Source organism: Clostridium carboxidivorans P7 (assembly GCF_001038625.1).
Taxonomy (GTDB): domain Bacteria; phylum Bacillota; class Clostridia; order Clostridiales; family Clostridiaceae; genus Clostridium_AM; species Clostridium_AM carboxidivorans.
The window spans coordinates 487,405-502,936 of record NZ_CP011803.1 but is presented as its reverse complement, the minus strand read 5'-3'; the positions used below and the strand labels follow the sequence as shown (position 1 = coordinate 502,936).

At 32.1% G+C, this 15,532-nt stretch carries 11 protein-coding genes; all 11 read right to left on the bottom strand.

Translation table 11 applies throughout. The features are described 5' to 3' along the window. Nucleotides 1-42: 42 nt before the first annotated feature. Nucleotides 43-1,389 (bottom strand): sensor histidine kinase, encoded by a 1,347-nt coding sequence (locus Ccar_RS02195; RefSeq protein WP_007062730.1) that lies wholly within the window; start codon nt 1,387-1,389, stop codon nt 43-45. After that, nucleotides 1,386-2,099 (bottom strand): LytR/AlgR family response regulator transcription factor, encoded by a 714-nt coding sequence (locus tag Ccar_RS02190; protein ID WP_007062731.1) that lies wholly within the window; start codon nt 2,097-2,099, stop codon nt 1,386-1,388. The genes Ccar_RS02195 and Ccar_RS02190 overlap by 4 nt, the downstream gene beginning before the upstream one ends. Nucleotides 2,100-2,305: 206 nt before the next feature. Continuing rightward, on the bottom strand, nt 2,306-2,584 hold the full coding sequence (locus Ccar_RS02185; RefSeq protein WP_007064432.1) for a barstar family protein: 279 nt from the start codon (nt 2,582-2,584) through the stop codon (nt 2,306-2,308). A 25-nt stretch (nt 2,585-2,609) separates the two neighbouring features. Next, nucleotides 2,610-3,116 carry a ribonuclease domain-containing protein gene (locus Ccar_RS02180; RefSeq protein ID WP_034825690.1) on the bottom strand — a complete coding sequence of 169 codons (507 nt, stop codon included), beginning with the start codon at nt 3,114-3,116 and terminating at the stop codon, nt 2,610-2,612. Nucleotides 3,117-3,460: 344 nt separating this feature from the next. Next, nucleotides 3,461-7,537, bottom strand: a complete 4,077-nt coding sequence (locus tag Ccar_RS27530) for a YDG domain-containing protein (protein ID WP_007062734.1) — start codon at nt 7,535-7,537, stop codon at nt 3,461-3,463. Nucleotides 7,538-7,900: 363 nt separating this feature from the next. Next, a complete protein-coding gene (locus Ccar_RS02170) occupies nt 7,901-9,616 on the bottom strand; it encodes an ATP-binding protein (protein ID WP_423230842.1) in 1,716 nt (571 codons plus the stop codon). Between the two features lie 203 nt (nt 9,617-9,819). After that, entirely contained in the window at nt 9,820-11,799 is a 1,980-nt protein-coding gene (locus Ccar_RS02165) for a methyl-accepting chemotaxis protein (RefSeq protein ID WP_007062737.1), read from the bottom strand. A 217-nt stretch (nt 11,800-12,016) separates the two neighbouring features. Continuing rightward, nucleotides 12,017-12,571: a LemA family protein gene (locus Ccar_RS02160; protein WP_007062738.1), complete on the bottom strand. Its 555-nt coding sequence runs from the start codon at nt 12,569-12,571 to the stop codon at nt 12,017-12,019. Nucleotides 12,572-12,626: 55 nt separating this feature from the next. Next, nucleotides 12,627-14,486, bottom strand: coding sequence for a DUF2207 domain-containing protein (locus Ccar_RS02155; RefSeq protein ID WP_007062739.1), 1,860 nt, complete (start codon nt 14,484-14,486; stop codon nt 12,627-12,629). 264 nt (nt 14,487-14,750) lie between these two features. Further along, complete coding sequence (locus Ccar_RS02150; protein ID WP_007062740.1) at nt 14,751-15,248, bottom strand: tellurite resistance TerB family protein; 498 nt, start codon at nt 15,246-15,248, stop codon at nt 14,751-14,753. Nucleotides 15,249-15,297: 49 nt separating this feature from the next. Further along, nucleotides 15,298-15,513: a hypothetical protein gene (locus Ccar_RS02145; RefSeq protein ID WP_007062741.1), complete on the bottom strand. Its 216-nt coding sequence runs from the start codon at nt 15,511-15,513 to the stop codon at nt 15,298-15,300. Nucleotides 15,514-15,532: the final 19 nt, after the last annotated feature.

The window sequence follows — 15,532 nt, the reverse complement described above, 5'->3', positions numbered from 1 at the left end:
TTTTAGTTTTAAATATTTTACAATTTTTAAAAGCAACGTAATTTATAGAGCTATTTTTTCCTCTTTAGTCTTCAAAACCATAGAAACTTTGAAAAGGTTTCCATCTGATTTTTCAAAATTAGACTCTCCTCCATATTTTTTTACCACTGCCTGAATAGATGAAATTCCAATGCCTCTATCACCATTACGTTTAATAGAACGGTATTCTCCATTATTTAAGATTGCATGTCCATCAAAACTATTACCAACGATAATGACAAGTTCCCCCATTTTCATACCTGCTCGAACACGAATAAACCTATCCCCTGTTTTCATTCTTTCACAGGCCTCCAGTGCATTTTCAATGCAGTTACCAAAAATGATAGAAAGATCTGAATCTAAAATACCTGCATCTCTGGAAATACTGATTTTAAAATCAGTATTTATACCTTTTTCTTTGGCAAGTCCAATATAATAACAAGCTAAAACATTTACTGCTGTATTTTCGCATACATTTTCCTCCACATTTACAGGAAGAGTTTGCCTTTGTTCTTCTAAATATTCAAATAGCTCTGACTTTCTATTCTCCTGAAGGTATCTTTTTACTAGTAAAAGATGATGCCGCAAATCATGACGTGCTTTTCGAGTCTGTTCAATATTCTCAGTAAGTGCTCTATACTGTTTTACCTGCATTTGAAGCTGCTGGTCAATAAAACGAAATCGTTCCTTTAAAGCAGCATTGTCAGCTAACTGTTTTAATGTTTTAAGCAATATATAACAAGCTGTAAATGATCCCGTACCAAGCATATATCGTGTAACAATATGTTTCCAACTTTCTGCAGTCCTTAAATCTACAGTAAAAATAAAACCCATACCATAAAACATACATGGAATAAGCCAAATAACTTTCCAAATATCTGTTTCTACTGAATCTGCAAACTTTTTAAACCGTTTTATTATTAACTTAAACATTATAGGAAATGTAAATGCAATTTGTATAATGGCTGCAGCATTAGTAATTGTATATGGATGTTTTTCTGAAAAAGCCTCAAAAATATGTGCTTCTAAAAAATTTGCTGTGCCAAAAATTACACTTGAATAGCTTGCTACTATTAAATAAAAGAAAAACTGTTTTAAAAACTTTTCCTTAATTACAATAAAGGAATATACTGCAAAAATTATGCCCCAGCTTATACGATAAATCTGAATCTCTATGCCATTTATGCTTCCATTATTCATAATATAAGCAAATACTCCTGCCTCCAAAGTAATAAAAACACCATAAATAGTAACCACATTTCTTAGTGGAATTCTTAACTTATCCAAAAATGGATAGTATCTTAGCATGCTGCAGGGTATCATAAACAACAGGATGTAGAATATGTCCATTGCTGAATTGAACATAATCATTCCCACATCCTTTCTATATTATAGTTGTCAATCTGTTTCATAATGCTTGTTCGATTATTCTTTGGTACAGGCACCAAATCGCCATTTTTCATTAGTAACCCATCAGACGTCTTTTGAGCAATGGCACGCATATTCACAAGAAAGCTGCGGTGGCATCGCAAAAATGACTTTTCATTTATAAGCTTCTCTATGTCATTTAACGGAGTATAAGTTACAACTTTGTTTTCTCCCATATGAATATGACAAGCGTTACCAAGCACTTCTATATACTGAATCTCTATCAATCTTACCTTAATTATGTTCTTACCTACCTTAATTTCAATCTGTCGTGCAATCTCACCTAAAGGTTTAATACACCGATTCATGGCATCCTGTACCTTAGTATAGTTTATTGGCTTTACTAGATAATGCAGTGCTCCTACGTCAAAACCCTCACGATAAAACTCTTCACTGGAGGTAGTAAAAATAATTATTGCATTTTCATCATCCCCACGTATTCTTTTAGCTACTTCCACTCCCGTCATTCCTCCCATATATATATCGAGAAAATAAATATTAAAATCGCCAGGAGTAAAACTATTCATCAATGATTCTCCATTAGAGAATTCCACTAGCTTAGCATTCCAAACATTACTATCACAGCACTGACGTATTAACTTTTTTAGAAGTTCACGATCTGTTTTATCATCATCAAATATTGCTATCTTCATAAATTAACACCAGACTTTTCAAGTATTTTTGTTTACTTTCTTATTATCTCAAATATAATTTAAAAAAACAACATGTAAAATAATGGAACAAACTATTGGATATTAAAATTAGTTATTAAAGCTTGAGCATTATATAATATACTCAAGCTTTTTCTGTTTATTTAAAAATAAGTTTAATCCAAATCCATATTTGTAATTTCTTTAAATTAAAGTTTTATTTGTATCTGTAGTCTTCCTTCTGTACTTTTTTCAGCTCCGCGAAAAATATCTAATGTGCTTTCCGCATAATCTCCTAAAAACTTTTTACTAGTTTCAAAATCTATCCATTCAATTATAAGCGGCAGTTTTACATCTGTAGTTAAGCAGTCCCAAAGAGCATCTAAGTTTTCTCCATAATAACTTGGAAGCTTTAATTCACTTTTTAAAATTTCATGTAAAGCTTCTTTATCTATAAACTTACTTCCTTCTAATATTACTTTATTCAAGCTATTCACCTCATTTAAATCAAATTTACTTTCCATTATATAAAAGTTTGAAGGTTTTATAATGGTCTGAAGTTGAATAAATCAGTCCATCATTGGAATAAAGTATTCTATCCGCTCCCCTATGTCCTCCATTATAATTAATATCGCACTCACGCCAAACTCTTTTAGGAGCATCTGGCAGTGACTTTTCTGCGTTAGTAAAAACGTCCCCACCTATACTTTTACCAGGTGCCACCTTGTTAAGATCCTTACCTGGATTCCATCCAAGCTTCGCTGCTTGTGCCTTGGTTATAAAATTGTCAGGAAGACGGCTATTTTTATGTATATAATCTGCCACTCCTTGAAAGTCATTAATTATTTTTTTATTCTTTATATCTTGATTTTTTGTGGAATCTGTCTTTACACTTTCTGTTTTTGTAATTTGTTTTTCTTTTGTAACAGTTTTATTTGTTGATGCACATCCTAATAAGCTTATGCTAATAAGCAAACAAAGAAAAACAGAACAAATTTTTTGAATAAAATTATTTTTCATATCTTTTAATACCTTTCTCTTCATTATTTAAAATGAGCACACTGTAAAAGGGTTGTTGCACTAATTAATTAGTATACCAACCCTTTTAACTTATACTATTTGAAATATTGCAGCTAAAAACTTTTTTAGCTACTTAATAATTTGTAAGTTTTTCTTTAATTTAAATAACTCTTCTGCCGTTTGATGTTCCTTATGCTTAAGGAAATCAACACCATCCACTCTAATTTCTACAATATAATAATGAAATTATATCATAAATTATTCAGATTTAAAATAACTTATTATCTCACTTTCGCACATATAAATTTTTGACTTAATATAAGCAAAATGCGAAAGTTGAATTATTATTTAACAGTAAATTGAAATTTTAACGCTCTTGGCAATGGAGTTTTATTTTTTGAAGTAACCTTTTTGCTAATATATAGATAATAAGTTTCTCCTGATTTGTAATTATTTACAGGATCAACTCTTAATATATTATCAGATCCATAGCTTATCTTTATCTCAACCTTATTTCCTGCTGAATCCAGTACATATACATTTTCAGGTGTTAATGTACTTTTATCTGCTTCCTTTGTAAATGTAATATGCCATTCTTTATCTGGTGCTACTTTATCTGGCATAATAGCAGTTCTTCCATCAAAATAGTTATCTGGAAGTTCTACAAGTGTGAAAGTACTGAATTTGTTAACCCAAATTGATAAACCTATTGGATTACCCTTTGAATCATAAACTATGGTACCTTTATCCACTGTATTTTCTCCATCACTATGCTGAACTACCACAGCTAAAGAAGAGATAAACTTATCTAACGCCTCTTTTGAAGCTGGCAATTTTGAAGCATCTATTGGCAGCGTTATTTTTGTTCTTCCTGTAAAATTTGTTTCTATTTTTAGGGGAGCTGCAATTACCTCTGAACCTGAAGCTAATTTAAGAATAAGCCCTTTAGTTTCTTCAACTTTACTACTGTCCTTTACCTCACTAATTTGAATTTTTGCAGCTTTATCTTTCAATCCTGAAACAGTTTCCTTTGGCAGTTCTAATGCTGCTTTTTCTGTTTTTACATCTAATCCTATATTGTTACTTCCTAGCTCTGTCATAGATCTTTGAGGAACCTGTACTTCTACCTTATCTGCATTGTTTCCTGGTATATCTGTTACATTAATAGTTGCTGTATTGGTTTTTGTTTCCAAAGCCTTTGTTACTGTTTCTTTTGCTTTATCTTCGTCAAATTTTACAGTGTCTGTCTTCGTTCCATCCGTATCTGTTACTCTTGTAACGGGAACTTGTACTGCATTTGTCTGTGCTCCACCATTGTCCACAACTACTGGAATTTCTCTTGTTTCAGTTTTGGGCTGCGGAGTTGGTGTTGGTGGATTATATGGTGGTACATATGGTGCTGGGGTTACATTAAAGGTTCCATTTTTCATAATTACATTGTAGTTGTCTCCTACCGCTGCACCTTCAACAGTAATAGTATAGGTGCCTGCACTAGTTGATACTGCCTTTGCATCTAGTGTCAAAGTTGGCACTGTTTTTAATGTATCACTTCCTATTAGACCAGTTACAGTATAGGTAAGAGCACTGTTTTCTGGAATACTCCCTCCTACATAAATAGACTTATCATCTGCCTTTACTGTAATATCCTTTTTGCTTATTGTAAAAGGAATTTCTATCTTACCAGTATACATTTCATTGTCTGTTGGTATTGATATAATCAGATTATATGAGCCTACATTGGTTGGTGCAGTTTCACTTTCATCATAGGTTGTACCATCTCTGCCCACATATTTTGTTGTGTAGGTAATACCTGTCACAGTTTCTGTACCGTTTTTGAAAGTTGGTGTACCTGTGTAAGTATAAGGATTTCCGTTATAGGTTCCACCTGTAAACACAGTTTCAACGGTAAGTGGTAACTTATCTGTGGTTTTTACGTTTAAATCAGCAGTAAAGTCTTTGTAGTTCTTAGATGTCACTTTAATTTGTATTGCTGCTGTTTTGTCTTTATCAGTTACATTTGCCACCTTTAAAGTGATTTTGTCCTCTTTTATATCACTGCTTGTAGGCTTTTGTGTCAAAACCTTGTCAATATCGTCTACAGTTTCTACCGTATAGTTAATATCTCCAAAGCTTTTGTCCTTAGGAAGTTGTGGTAGCAGCTTAGTTAAATCAAAGGTATATTCCTTTTCCAAGCCTTTTACTACTTGCAGTTCTTGTTTCGTTCCTGTGATATCAGCCTGTGTTATTGATACATTTCCACTGACTGCAGCTTTATCAAGGCTGTAATAAACTTCATCCTTACCATCTAAAGTAATGCTGGCTGCAGTAAAGGCTTTGCCTGTGCCTACATTTACATCTGTTACTGTTCCATCTGCAGTTGCTGACACAGTATCACCACTTTCCACACCTGTTAGAGTTGTCAGTGCAACACTTATAAAACTATTTGTTCCATTATACTCTTTGCTTGCAGAAGCATTAACCCCTGCAGATGTGATAGCCTTTTTATTTAACGTAATAGTTGCGTTTTCACTGTAATCTGCTATATTACTGTTACCAACATATTTTGCAGTAATGGTATTACTGCCGATTACAAGGTTCTTAAACTTGGTGTCATAGGTCATTGTGTAAACACCGTTTGAATCTGCACTTACTGTATCAGAAATCTGTGTATCTCCAGCAAACAATGCCATTTGGTTCACTGTTGGTGCAGAAAAACTGAGCATCGCCTTCAACCCCTTTGTTACAGGTGCAGTACCTGTTGCCTTTGGGGTTACTTTTGCGGTGATGGTATCGCCATAGGTAAAAGTATTTGTTTCAGTATTATCCTTATAGGTTTTAATGCCGCCATCAAAGGTTGTTCCAGATTTTACAATATTAAAAGTTTTCTCTACTTTTTTATTTCCATCAGTTTTATCCGTAAATACTACCTTTGCAGTACCTGCATTAGTATTATCCTCATAGGTTTTGTCATAACTGCTTGCGTCAATATCAAAAGCCTTTCCTAATATGGTCTTTTTATCGTTAATAGTTACAGCTGGCTCAATAACACTTCCTGTGTAGGTCTGATCTGGAATAGACTGAATGTCGTCTGGTGTAAACATATTAGTCTTAAATTCACCTGTACCAGAAATAATACCTGTGCCATTTAACACTCCATTGTTGAAAGTAAGAATACCACTATTAACAATTTCCCCGTTTACTGTAAGTGTGTTGTTGCCAGATATATTCAGCGACTGATTAGCTGGAATATTCATAGTTTTTTCTTTTTCAATTTCATGGTCTTTGGATAAATAATAGTTACCATATACAGTTCCTTCATTTCCTTTAAACAATACACCTGATTTAAAATTTTCTGTATTAGCAGATACACTGCTTGCGTTAATCCATGCCTTTCCATCATCATTGGATAGCAATGTACCCTGATATCCGCTATCATCTCCGCCACCAATTCCTGCACCATTTTCACCACCATTAGCTGTTACAATACCGCCCTTTATCGTAACTGTACCCCCTGAGCCATTATATCCACCACCAATTCCTGCAGCCCATTGACCACCATTAGCTGTTACAGTACCTTCATTTATCGCAACTATACCTCCTGATCCATTGGTTCCGCCACCAATTCCTGCACCATATTCACCGCCATTAGCTGTTACAGTACCTCCGTTTATCGTAACTGTACCTCCTGAACCATATTGTCCACCACCAATTCCTGCACCCCATTTACCTCCATTAGCTGTAATAGTACCTCCGTTTATCGTAACTGTACCTCCTGAACCATTTTGTCTACCACCAATTCCTGCAGCATCTTCACCGCCAGTTACAAGTAATGAACCCGTACTGTCTTCATTAATAATTAAAGTGGAATCCTCTTTAACGTAAATACCTGCTGAGTCGAATGTGGTGGTACTGCTCATTGTATTTTTGCCTTTTAATGTAATAGAAACAGTACTATTACCAGTTACACTTAACCCTGTAATTCCATTTGAAATATTAACATTGTCCAATACAAGGTTGACATTTCCTCCAAACACATAAATAAAAGATTGTGCACTTTCTTCTGGATTTCCCGTAATTTCTAATGTTGCATCATTTTTAATATCAATTCTTGTCTTTCCACTTACAGACTCAGTACTATATTCTCCTAAAATTTTGTTTACCATCAGTCCACCAATATCACTCCCTTGACCTTCTACTGTTGCTGCTACCGTTCTACGCAAGGGCAATTCATTTTCCGCTGTACCCATTGGAACAGTAATATTTTTTACAGCCTCTGCCAAATCTGCAAAGGCTGTAATGGTTTTTCTTTCTTGCATTGGGTTACTTTCTTCGGCATATACCACCGGCATACCTATCTGGAGCATTAATAAGCTGACAGATAGGATTCCCGAAAGAACTCTGCTTACAATTTTTGATTGCACGTTATTTTCCTCCTTTTAGTCAAAATTAATTCTTGGATCTATATAGCTTGATAATATTGTTTCAATTTTATGGTGGTATCTCCATTTTGGAGAGTGAATCTTTTAGCAAAATTCCTTTACCTCCTTTCAAAATAAGATGAGCAGATTATATAATTTATTCCTTTTACATTATCTCAAATTCAATCTGGGAAACAATAGAAAAGTGATAGACGGGATTTGCAGAGGGCAGAACGGAATATTAAAATAAAAAGTTGCATTAGCTTGAAGTTAATCCTCAATCTAATGCAACTTTTGCTTTCCTTTTCTTTGCCCTTAAATTACTATGCTGCACTCACTTATATTACCAATTTACTAGGCTTTCCTCTATATCTCCAAATTAACCACACATTTATCATTTACAAAAATAATAGCCCATTTTTTTAAATTCGGAAGCCCCATTAGTTCCTCCGAACATTTATATTTTTCTATCTGTTCTACCGCTTCTTTTTTCTTTTCCTCTATTATTTTCTCTCCTTCTTTTTCATACTCTGATTTCGTTATATATTTTAATTCAAAGATTGCAAAAAAGTCTGGTTCCATATTTGCTTGTTTTAAAAGTGCTATATCTATATAACCGTTATCCACTTCATATTCTGATTTTACTAAGTATATTTTACTTAAGAAGCAGTAAGCTAAAAATATTAGTTTTACATACTTTTCATCAAACTTTATATAATCTCTATTAGAAATCCTATTTAAGGTTTTTTCTACTATTTTTATAAGACTGTCATTTTTTCCTTTTAAACCTATTTCTCGTATAGCTCTAGATATTTCAGATGCATTTATTTCATAATTCAATTCTTCATTAATTTTTTTAGTAAAATATTCAAAATATAAATCTTGAATCACATAGTTTGGGACTTTAAAACTTACCCCTCCTAATATAGGCTGTTCTATAGTAAGCAGCCCTAAATAAAATAATAAAGATTTAAAATCATCTTCATCAAAATTCTTTTCCAAAGAAAATCCCTCTGTTATGCTTCCTGTGATTTCCTCGCCATTTAATATATCCTGCAAAACTTGCATATTAGCATTTCTATTTTTGAATTCAAACATTCTACCCAATTTTCCATAGTCACTAGCTATATTTTTATCTATTAAGCTTTTAGGCCCCTTACCTGACTTCTCATAACTCTGCATATAATAAAGAATCATATCACTATTAAATAATCTTGTTTCACATTCCTCTGCAAACAAATATCCATTATAATTCTTTTGAAGTATTTCCATCAATTCATTTAGTTCAATTTCTTCTAAAACCTTTGGAGTTACACTATTTATTATATTTATAACTTCCTCCCTGTTAAATCCCATCATTTCATTAAAATCAGCATCCCTTGTTAAATCCATTGAAATGTTGAAGCCGCTGGTTAAACTATCTAAAGTTATAGGACTTACACCTGTCATAAATATTCTTTTTACTATTGACTCTGTACCTTTTTTCAATACTTCATAAAATTTTCTTACGAAACCTGTTTTGCTAACTATGTTTGAAAACAACTCTGTTTGAAAGCTTAGAAGTTCATTTGCAAAATGATCACACTCATCTATTATTACATACAGTGGACTTTTGATTTTTCCACTGGCTTGTGTGAGAAAACTTTCAAATATACTTGCAGGGTAACCTTCCTCTATATAACTTATATTTAAATTATACATTTGTATAAATTTATCGAAGGAATCCTTAATCGTTCTTGTAAAGCTCTTTTCTAATGCTTCTTTTGTATCTGTATTTAAGCCCGTAAAATTAAATTTCAATATATAATAGCTATTTCTTTCTTTGGTTTCTTTCTTTCCTATATAAGTCTCTCCAAAGAGCTTTTCAAAATTATCTTTTTCATTTATATCATAATAATTTGCAAGCACCGATGTAAAAAGACTTTTTCCAAAACGTCTTGGTCTTAGAAAAGTTATATATGGCGAATGAAAATTTTCCAGTTTTTCAATATATTCTGTTTTATCTATATATATATATTCATCTTCTATCAAATTTTTAAAATTACTTATTCCATATGGCAGTTTCTTAACCAACTTAAACACCTTCCTTCGGTTATTCTCTATTACTTTTATTATATCCCAAAGCATATTAAACTCAAACAACTTTTAGCTATATAGAATGCATAGAATCTATTACAGTGCTAGAACGGAATGTTAACCATTTTTGTATGAACTTTACACAGAACTAAAAAGCTTGAGCAGACACATAATCTACCCAAGCTTTTTCTGTTTATTTAGCAATAAACTTACTCCAATTTAAATTCTGACAGACTTTTTCGTAAATTTAACGCAAGCTCTGTAAGCGATTCTGCACTCTTTGAAATATTTTCTACAGCTGAAAGCTGACATTGCATTGAAGCAGTAACTTCCTCAGAAGAAATAGATGCTTCCTCTGAAATTTGAGAAATACTACTCACTGTATTTTTTATCGCTTTTTCTCGAATTCTTAATTCATCAATTTTATTAATAGTTTCTTCTATTCTGCCTGCAGATTTTTCTACTGAACTTGATATCTGTTCAAAGGCAATGCTTACATTTTCTACTGCTTTTTCTTGTTCAATATGAATACTCTTAACATTTTTCATTATAGAAACAGTGTTTTTACTTTCAGTCCTGGTGCTTTCAAGTATTTTGTCAATGCTTCTAGTTGCAGCATCTGATTCCTCGGCTAATTTTCTTATCTCCATCGCAACTACATTAAATCCATTTCCAGCTTCTCCTGCTCGTGCAGCTTCTATTGAAACATTTAATGCCAGCAAATTTGTTTGAGCTGCAATAGATTTTATGCTTTCAAGTATTTCATATATAGTTTCTGTGCTGTTATCAAGTTTCACGATGGCTTGTCCAACTTCAATATTTGATTTTTTTGTTTTTTCACTTTGTTCACTAAGTTCTTTAAGCATATTAATTCCCTGCTTGTTTACTATTAAAGTATTTTCCATTTCTTTATTAAGTAAATCACTGCTTTTTAATAACTGATCAAGTGATTGAGATAGTTCGTTAGATATATTAACAGTTTTTTGAATTTCCTGAGTTTGCTTTTCTGCCCCTATAGAGATTTCTCTAATTGCATGGGAAACTTCAACTGCAGATGCATTTGTTTCCTCAGCAGAAGAAAATAAATTTTCAGATGCATTCATTACTTCGTTTCCAACACCTTGGGTGGATATTATAAGTTTCCTTACATTTCCTACCATGGAATTAAAACTGTTACACAGCTGACCAATTTCATCTTTTCTTTTAATATTTTTTATTTTTCTAGAAAAATCTCCTCCTTCAAGATATTTCATTTCATCCTTCACAAGATTGATATACTTAACAACTTTCCCTGAACCCACATAAGCAATCAGTATTAATATAATTGTAATAATTAAAGCAAATATTATTATGACTTTTTTAATATCATTTGTTGTTTGACTGATTTCTGTATAATTTATTTCTGTAATAAGTGTTGAATCTAAGATTTTTATATAGTTATAGATTAGTATTTTTTTTACATTGTTTTTATCATAGATTATTTTGCTTCCATTTTGGTTTTGGGTTATCTCTTTTAATATGTCTTTATCAATTGGTGTTGATAGTAATTTTTTATCCTTATGCGTAATTATTTTTCCAGTAGATTTATTTACGATATAGCTCACTCCAGTTTGTGAAAACTTTACCTCTGACATTATTTTATTTAGATAATCAAGTTGAAGATCTGCTCCAACAACTCCTACAAGCTGACCATCCTTATGAACTGCCTTTGCTCCTGTAATAATAACACCTCCAGATGCAGCATCAACATAGGGGTTTGTCCAAATAACAGAATCACTTTTTTTAGCTTCTTCATACCAACTCCTTGTTCTTGGATCTAATTTTAAATCAAGTTCAGGATATGTAATGGCTTTACCTTCTTCTGTTCCAATATACGCAAGGGCAATATCCGGGTTAGAAACCTGAAATGCTTTAAGCGCATCTACTGTATACAATTTGAAATCAGGATGGACAATAATTTCCTTCATATTTGAATTCTCAGTTACTGTGGAGATTCCACTTCCAAAGCCTTCAATAGTTTTTATTAATATTTTTACTGTTTCATCATTAAGTTTTATATAATCTTTACAGTATTGTTGTTCTATTACCTTCTTTGAAAACATTGTACTAGCAATACCTAAACCAACTGAAAAAATACATATTATTAAGGTAACTGCAAGTACAATTTTTAATCGTATACTTTTTAACACAATTTCATCGTCTCCTTACATAAAAATGTAATTATTTTTGTTTTTTTTATTATCTCAAATACACTAGAAAAAACAACAGAAAAGTGACAGAAGGGATTTAAAGAGGGCAGAACGGATTACTAGCAATTTCTTATGAAATTTTTATATATAAAACACCCCAAGAATACTTTTTATCCTTGGGGTAATTAAGCTTGCCTCTATATCCACACATTAACCATTAATGTGTAAACTTTACATTTGGTCTAACCTTATCCTCATCTGTAACTTCTAAAAATTCTTTTTCATGGAAGTTAAAAAGTTTTGCAATAATATTAGATGGCACAGTGGAAATTTCTTGATTATATCGAAGAACTGTATCATTATAAAACTGACGATAATCTGCAATTCTTTTTTCAATAGTGGATAATTCTCTTTGAAGCTCAAGAAAATTTGTATTTGCTTTCAAATCTGGATAAGCTTCTGCAACCGCCATCAAGCGAGATAAGGTTTTTGACATTTCCTCAGAAGCCTTCATAATATCTCCAGGATTTTCTGCTGAAAGGTAACGTACTCTAGCATTTGTAACCTCCCCTAAAGTTTCTTTTTCATGCTGTGCATAACCAGATACTGTTTCAACTAAATTGGGAATTAAATCAGAACGCATTTTTAACTGAACATCAATTTGGCTCCATTGGTTGTCTACCTTTAACCTGTCTTTTATAAGCTTGTTATACGCTGAAACACCCCAAATAATAGGTATCAAAATTACTAATGCAATAATTAAAATTATCATAATTATCCTCCTTCAAAATTATAAATTTTTTAATACTACTGCCAGAAACCTAATGTTAATCACAGCTGGAACCACCACCTCCATCGCCGCTGCCTCCACCACTGGAGAAGCCACCGCCGTCACCACTGCCAGAACTTTCATTGCTTGAACTTTCAAGTTTTCTTATAGAATCAAAAATATCACTGTTCTCATTATTACTTTCATTATTACTTTCATTGGCCATATTACACATCATATAAAGTGTATAATAATCACTATTGTAAGTATTATAATAATCATCCCTCTGAAGCTCTGGATATTTCATAGGCAGAGCTTTTAATATAGTATCACCTTCCCCTAGTGCTACAGCATACACCAAGTATCTCTCCCAAACTACTAGTTCTGGCAATTCTTTTTCATCAAACAAAGTGAAATCCTTAAGAAAATTTTTAAAGGCACCCCACATTGCTAATTCATTCTCACCTTTTTGAGTAAGCTTTTCCAATGAACAACCAGTTATTGAAATTATAAAGAGAATTACAAATGCTCCTGCAAGTAACACATTAGTTTCATAAAAGGTTATAATTATCCCCAATACTAAAATAGCTCTTAACATTTTAATCTGCTTAGGAAGCTTTTTTTCTGAAGTGTCAATAAAGTCTGCTTGTTCTAAGCTTGCCATAGACTTTTCATTAAACTCATCAAAAATAGCCTTTGCCTCTTCTGTATTGTTATCAATATAAGTTTTAATTTCAAAGTTATCAATACAATTATTATGACCTGCTACATTTTTGGAAATAAATTTAAAAATAATCTTTTCGTGGTCACATAATATAGAGATATCCTTATTTCTCTTTATGTTAATTAATGTCTTTCTTTCTTCTTTATGAGGCTTAAATTCTAAAAAACCCTTTAAACTTAAATCTAAAATAGTTGACGTGAATTTTTGCGAATAAACATCCGGTTTTTTATAAAAATAAAATAAATCCGTAACTTCAGCTGGTGTAAACTTTGATGGCAAATCCCTTATATAATCGGGTTTAAGCGCAGGTTGAAGCCTTTTAAAGTTTTTCTTTTTTAATTTTTTAATGAATATAAATCCACCTATAAGAACGGGTATCGGAAATATGATATTCCAGAATAAAAAACGCTGATTATCCTTTTTATTTGCTTCTCTTTCCTTATTTGCCTTATCTGCATTTTGTTGTTCTTCCGCTAATATCTCCTTAAGGGCATCTTTGCCTGTAAAATTTTTTCCCTTTGGAAACAAACTCAAAGGGGCTGTTGTTCTTATCTCTACATAAGTATTAGGCGAAACTTTATCCACAGCTAAACTAACTATTTCGCCGCTGTCTTTTGTTACATTTCCATTTAGAGGTCCATGAGCCCATACCTTAATTTCTTCCTTTGAAGCGCCCTTTGGAATATGGACTTTTGCGATTACATTTTTTATAGGTATATCAACTTCTTCTCCTAATACCTTCCAATAAAATTCCGCTGTATCATTGTGTAAACTAACAGCATTATTTACTTTATATGAAAATTTAAAGTTTTTACTTTCATCCTTCGCACTAAAATAAACCTCCGCACTTAGCCCATTATTGTCCTTTGAAATAGCAAATTCCCCCTTTGGTCTATTTGCATCAAAATTGTCTATCTGCTTGTACTCTTCATCATCCACAGAAACAGAAAAATCAGAAATAGAATGCGTGCCTTTCAAAGGAATATTTCTCTTGAATCTAGAAAAGGTTCCACCTTTAAAAGTACCAATCCAATGTTCAGTAAATAAAGCACTTCCATCCTCTTGAAGAGTTATGTCAACATCTAACTTGTCATAACTATAACTCTTTTCTGCTGCTTCAGCAGTAATAGAAAATGAGATCAGCAGAGCTAATGACAGCATAAAAGTAAATAGAACCTTGCTTAACTTTCTCATTTTTTACCTCCAATTAATTAATTTTCACAATTCTTTTTGCCACACTATTATATTGATATATTTATGGATTAATACCATACTTTCTAAGTGTTTTGCCTTTTTCATTATCTCAAGTACAATAGAAAAAACAATATAAAAGTGATAGACGTGATTTAAAGAGGACAGAACGGACTGTTATAAAAAAGAGATGGAAATTCCTTTATAAGAATTTCCATCTTTTCGATTTTTGGGTATTTACATATTTAATTAAGCACTTGCTCTTCATTAAAAACCAAATTCTTTAGGCTCTAATTCTAAAGTTTCAACAAGTTCTTTTATTATAGCTTGTTCTTTTTCATTTACTGAACCATCTGATGCTGCAATTATACTGCAGAAACGAACTACTTCTTTAGCTTCTCCTTTGGCATATCTTATTTTCAAAATTGTATCAATACACTCTTTCTTTCCCGTATTATAATCGGCAATAACTACTTCAGCATATTTATTAAATTCAGCCAAAACTTCACTCATGTTATATAAGCTCATTATAGTGCTTCCTTTTATAAAATCTGCCATTTTTTCTTTTTCTGCCAATTCTAATTTACCATCAGCAGCTGCTATAAGTGCACATCCTGCAAGAATTGCTTGCATAAAATCTTTATTTGTAACTTTCATAATGGATCCTTCTACATTTTTCTTTTGTTCCTTTAACTTATCAGATAACCAATCTACTGATTCTCCTAAATTTTTCTTTTGATCATTTAACCATTCTGCAAATCCCATAATAAAAAACATCACCTTTCAAATTTTTTATAAATTATAACTATTAATATTACTCTTCTTGTGCTGCTAAAAGAACAATTGCTTCTGCTATTTTAGCATATTTAAATTTAGCAAGATCTCCAATTGTCTTTATCTTAAATTTTTCTTCCAAAACTTTTCCACCTTCAGCACTTATTCCTTCTAGTGCACTTACTGGTGCATCTACTAGTTCTTTAAAAGATTTTCCTTCATAAGCCTTGTCTAAACTTTTATTAATATTCATCATTTTATCCCTCCGTTTTTTA

Excerpts from the sequence above, each read along its gene's own strand:
- Ccar_RS02195 (WP_007062730.1), bottom strand. The coding sequence starts at position 1,389 with ATGATTATGTTCAATTCAGCAATGGACATATTCTACATCCTGTTGTTT.
- Ccar_RS02190 (WP_007062731.1), bottom strand. The coding sequence starts at position 2,099 with ATGAAGATAGCAATATTTGATGATGATAAAACAGATCGTGAACTTCTA.
- Ccar_RS02180 (WP_034825690.1), bottom strand. The coding sequence starts at position 3,116 with ATGAAAAATAATTTTATTCAAAAAATTTGTTCTGTTTTTCTTTGTTTG.
- Ccar_RS02160 (WP_007062738.1), bottom strand. The coding sequence starts at position 12,571 with ATGATAATTTTAATTATTGCATTAGTAATTTTGATACCTATTATTTGG.
- Ccar_RS02155 (WP_007062739.1), bottom strand. The coding sequence starts at position 14,486 with ATGAGAAAGTTAAGCAAGGTTCTATTTACTTTTATGCTGTCATTAGCT.
- Ccar_RS02150 (WP_007062740.1), bottom strand. The coding sequence starts at position 15,248 with ATGGGATTTGCAGAATGGTTAAATGATCAAAAGAAAAATTTAGGAGAA.
- Ccar_RS02145 (WP_007062741.1), bottom strand. The coding sequence starts at position 15,513 with ATGATGAATATTAATAAAAGTTTAGACAAGGCTTATGAAGGAAAATCT.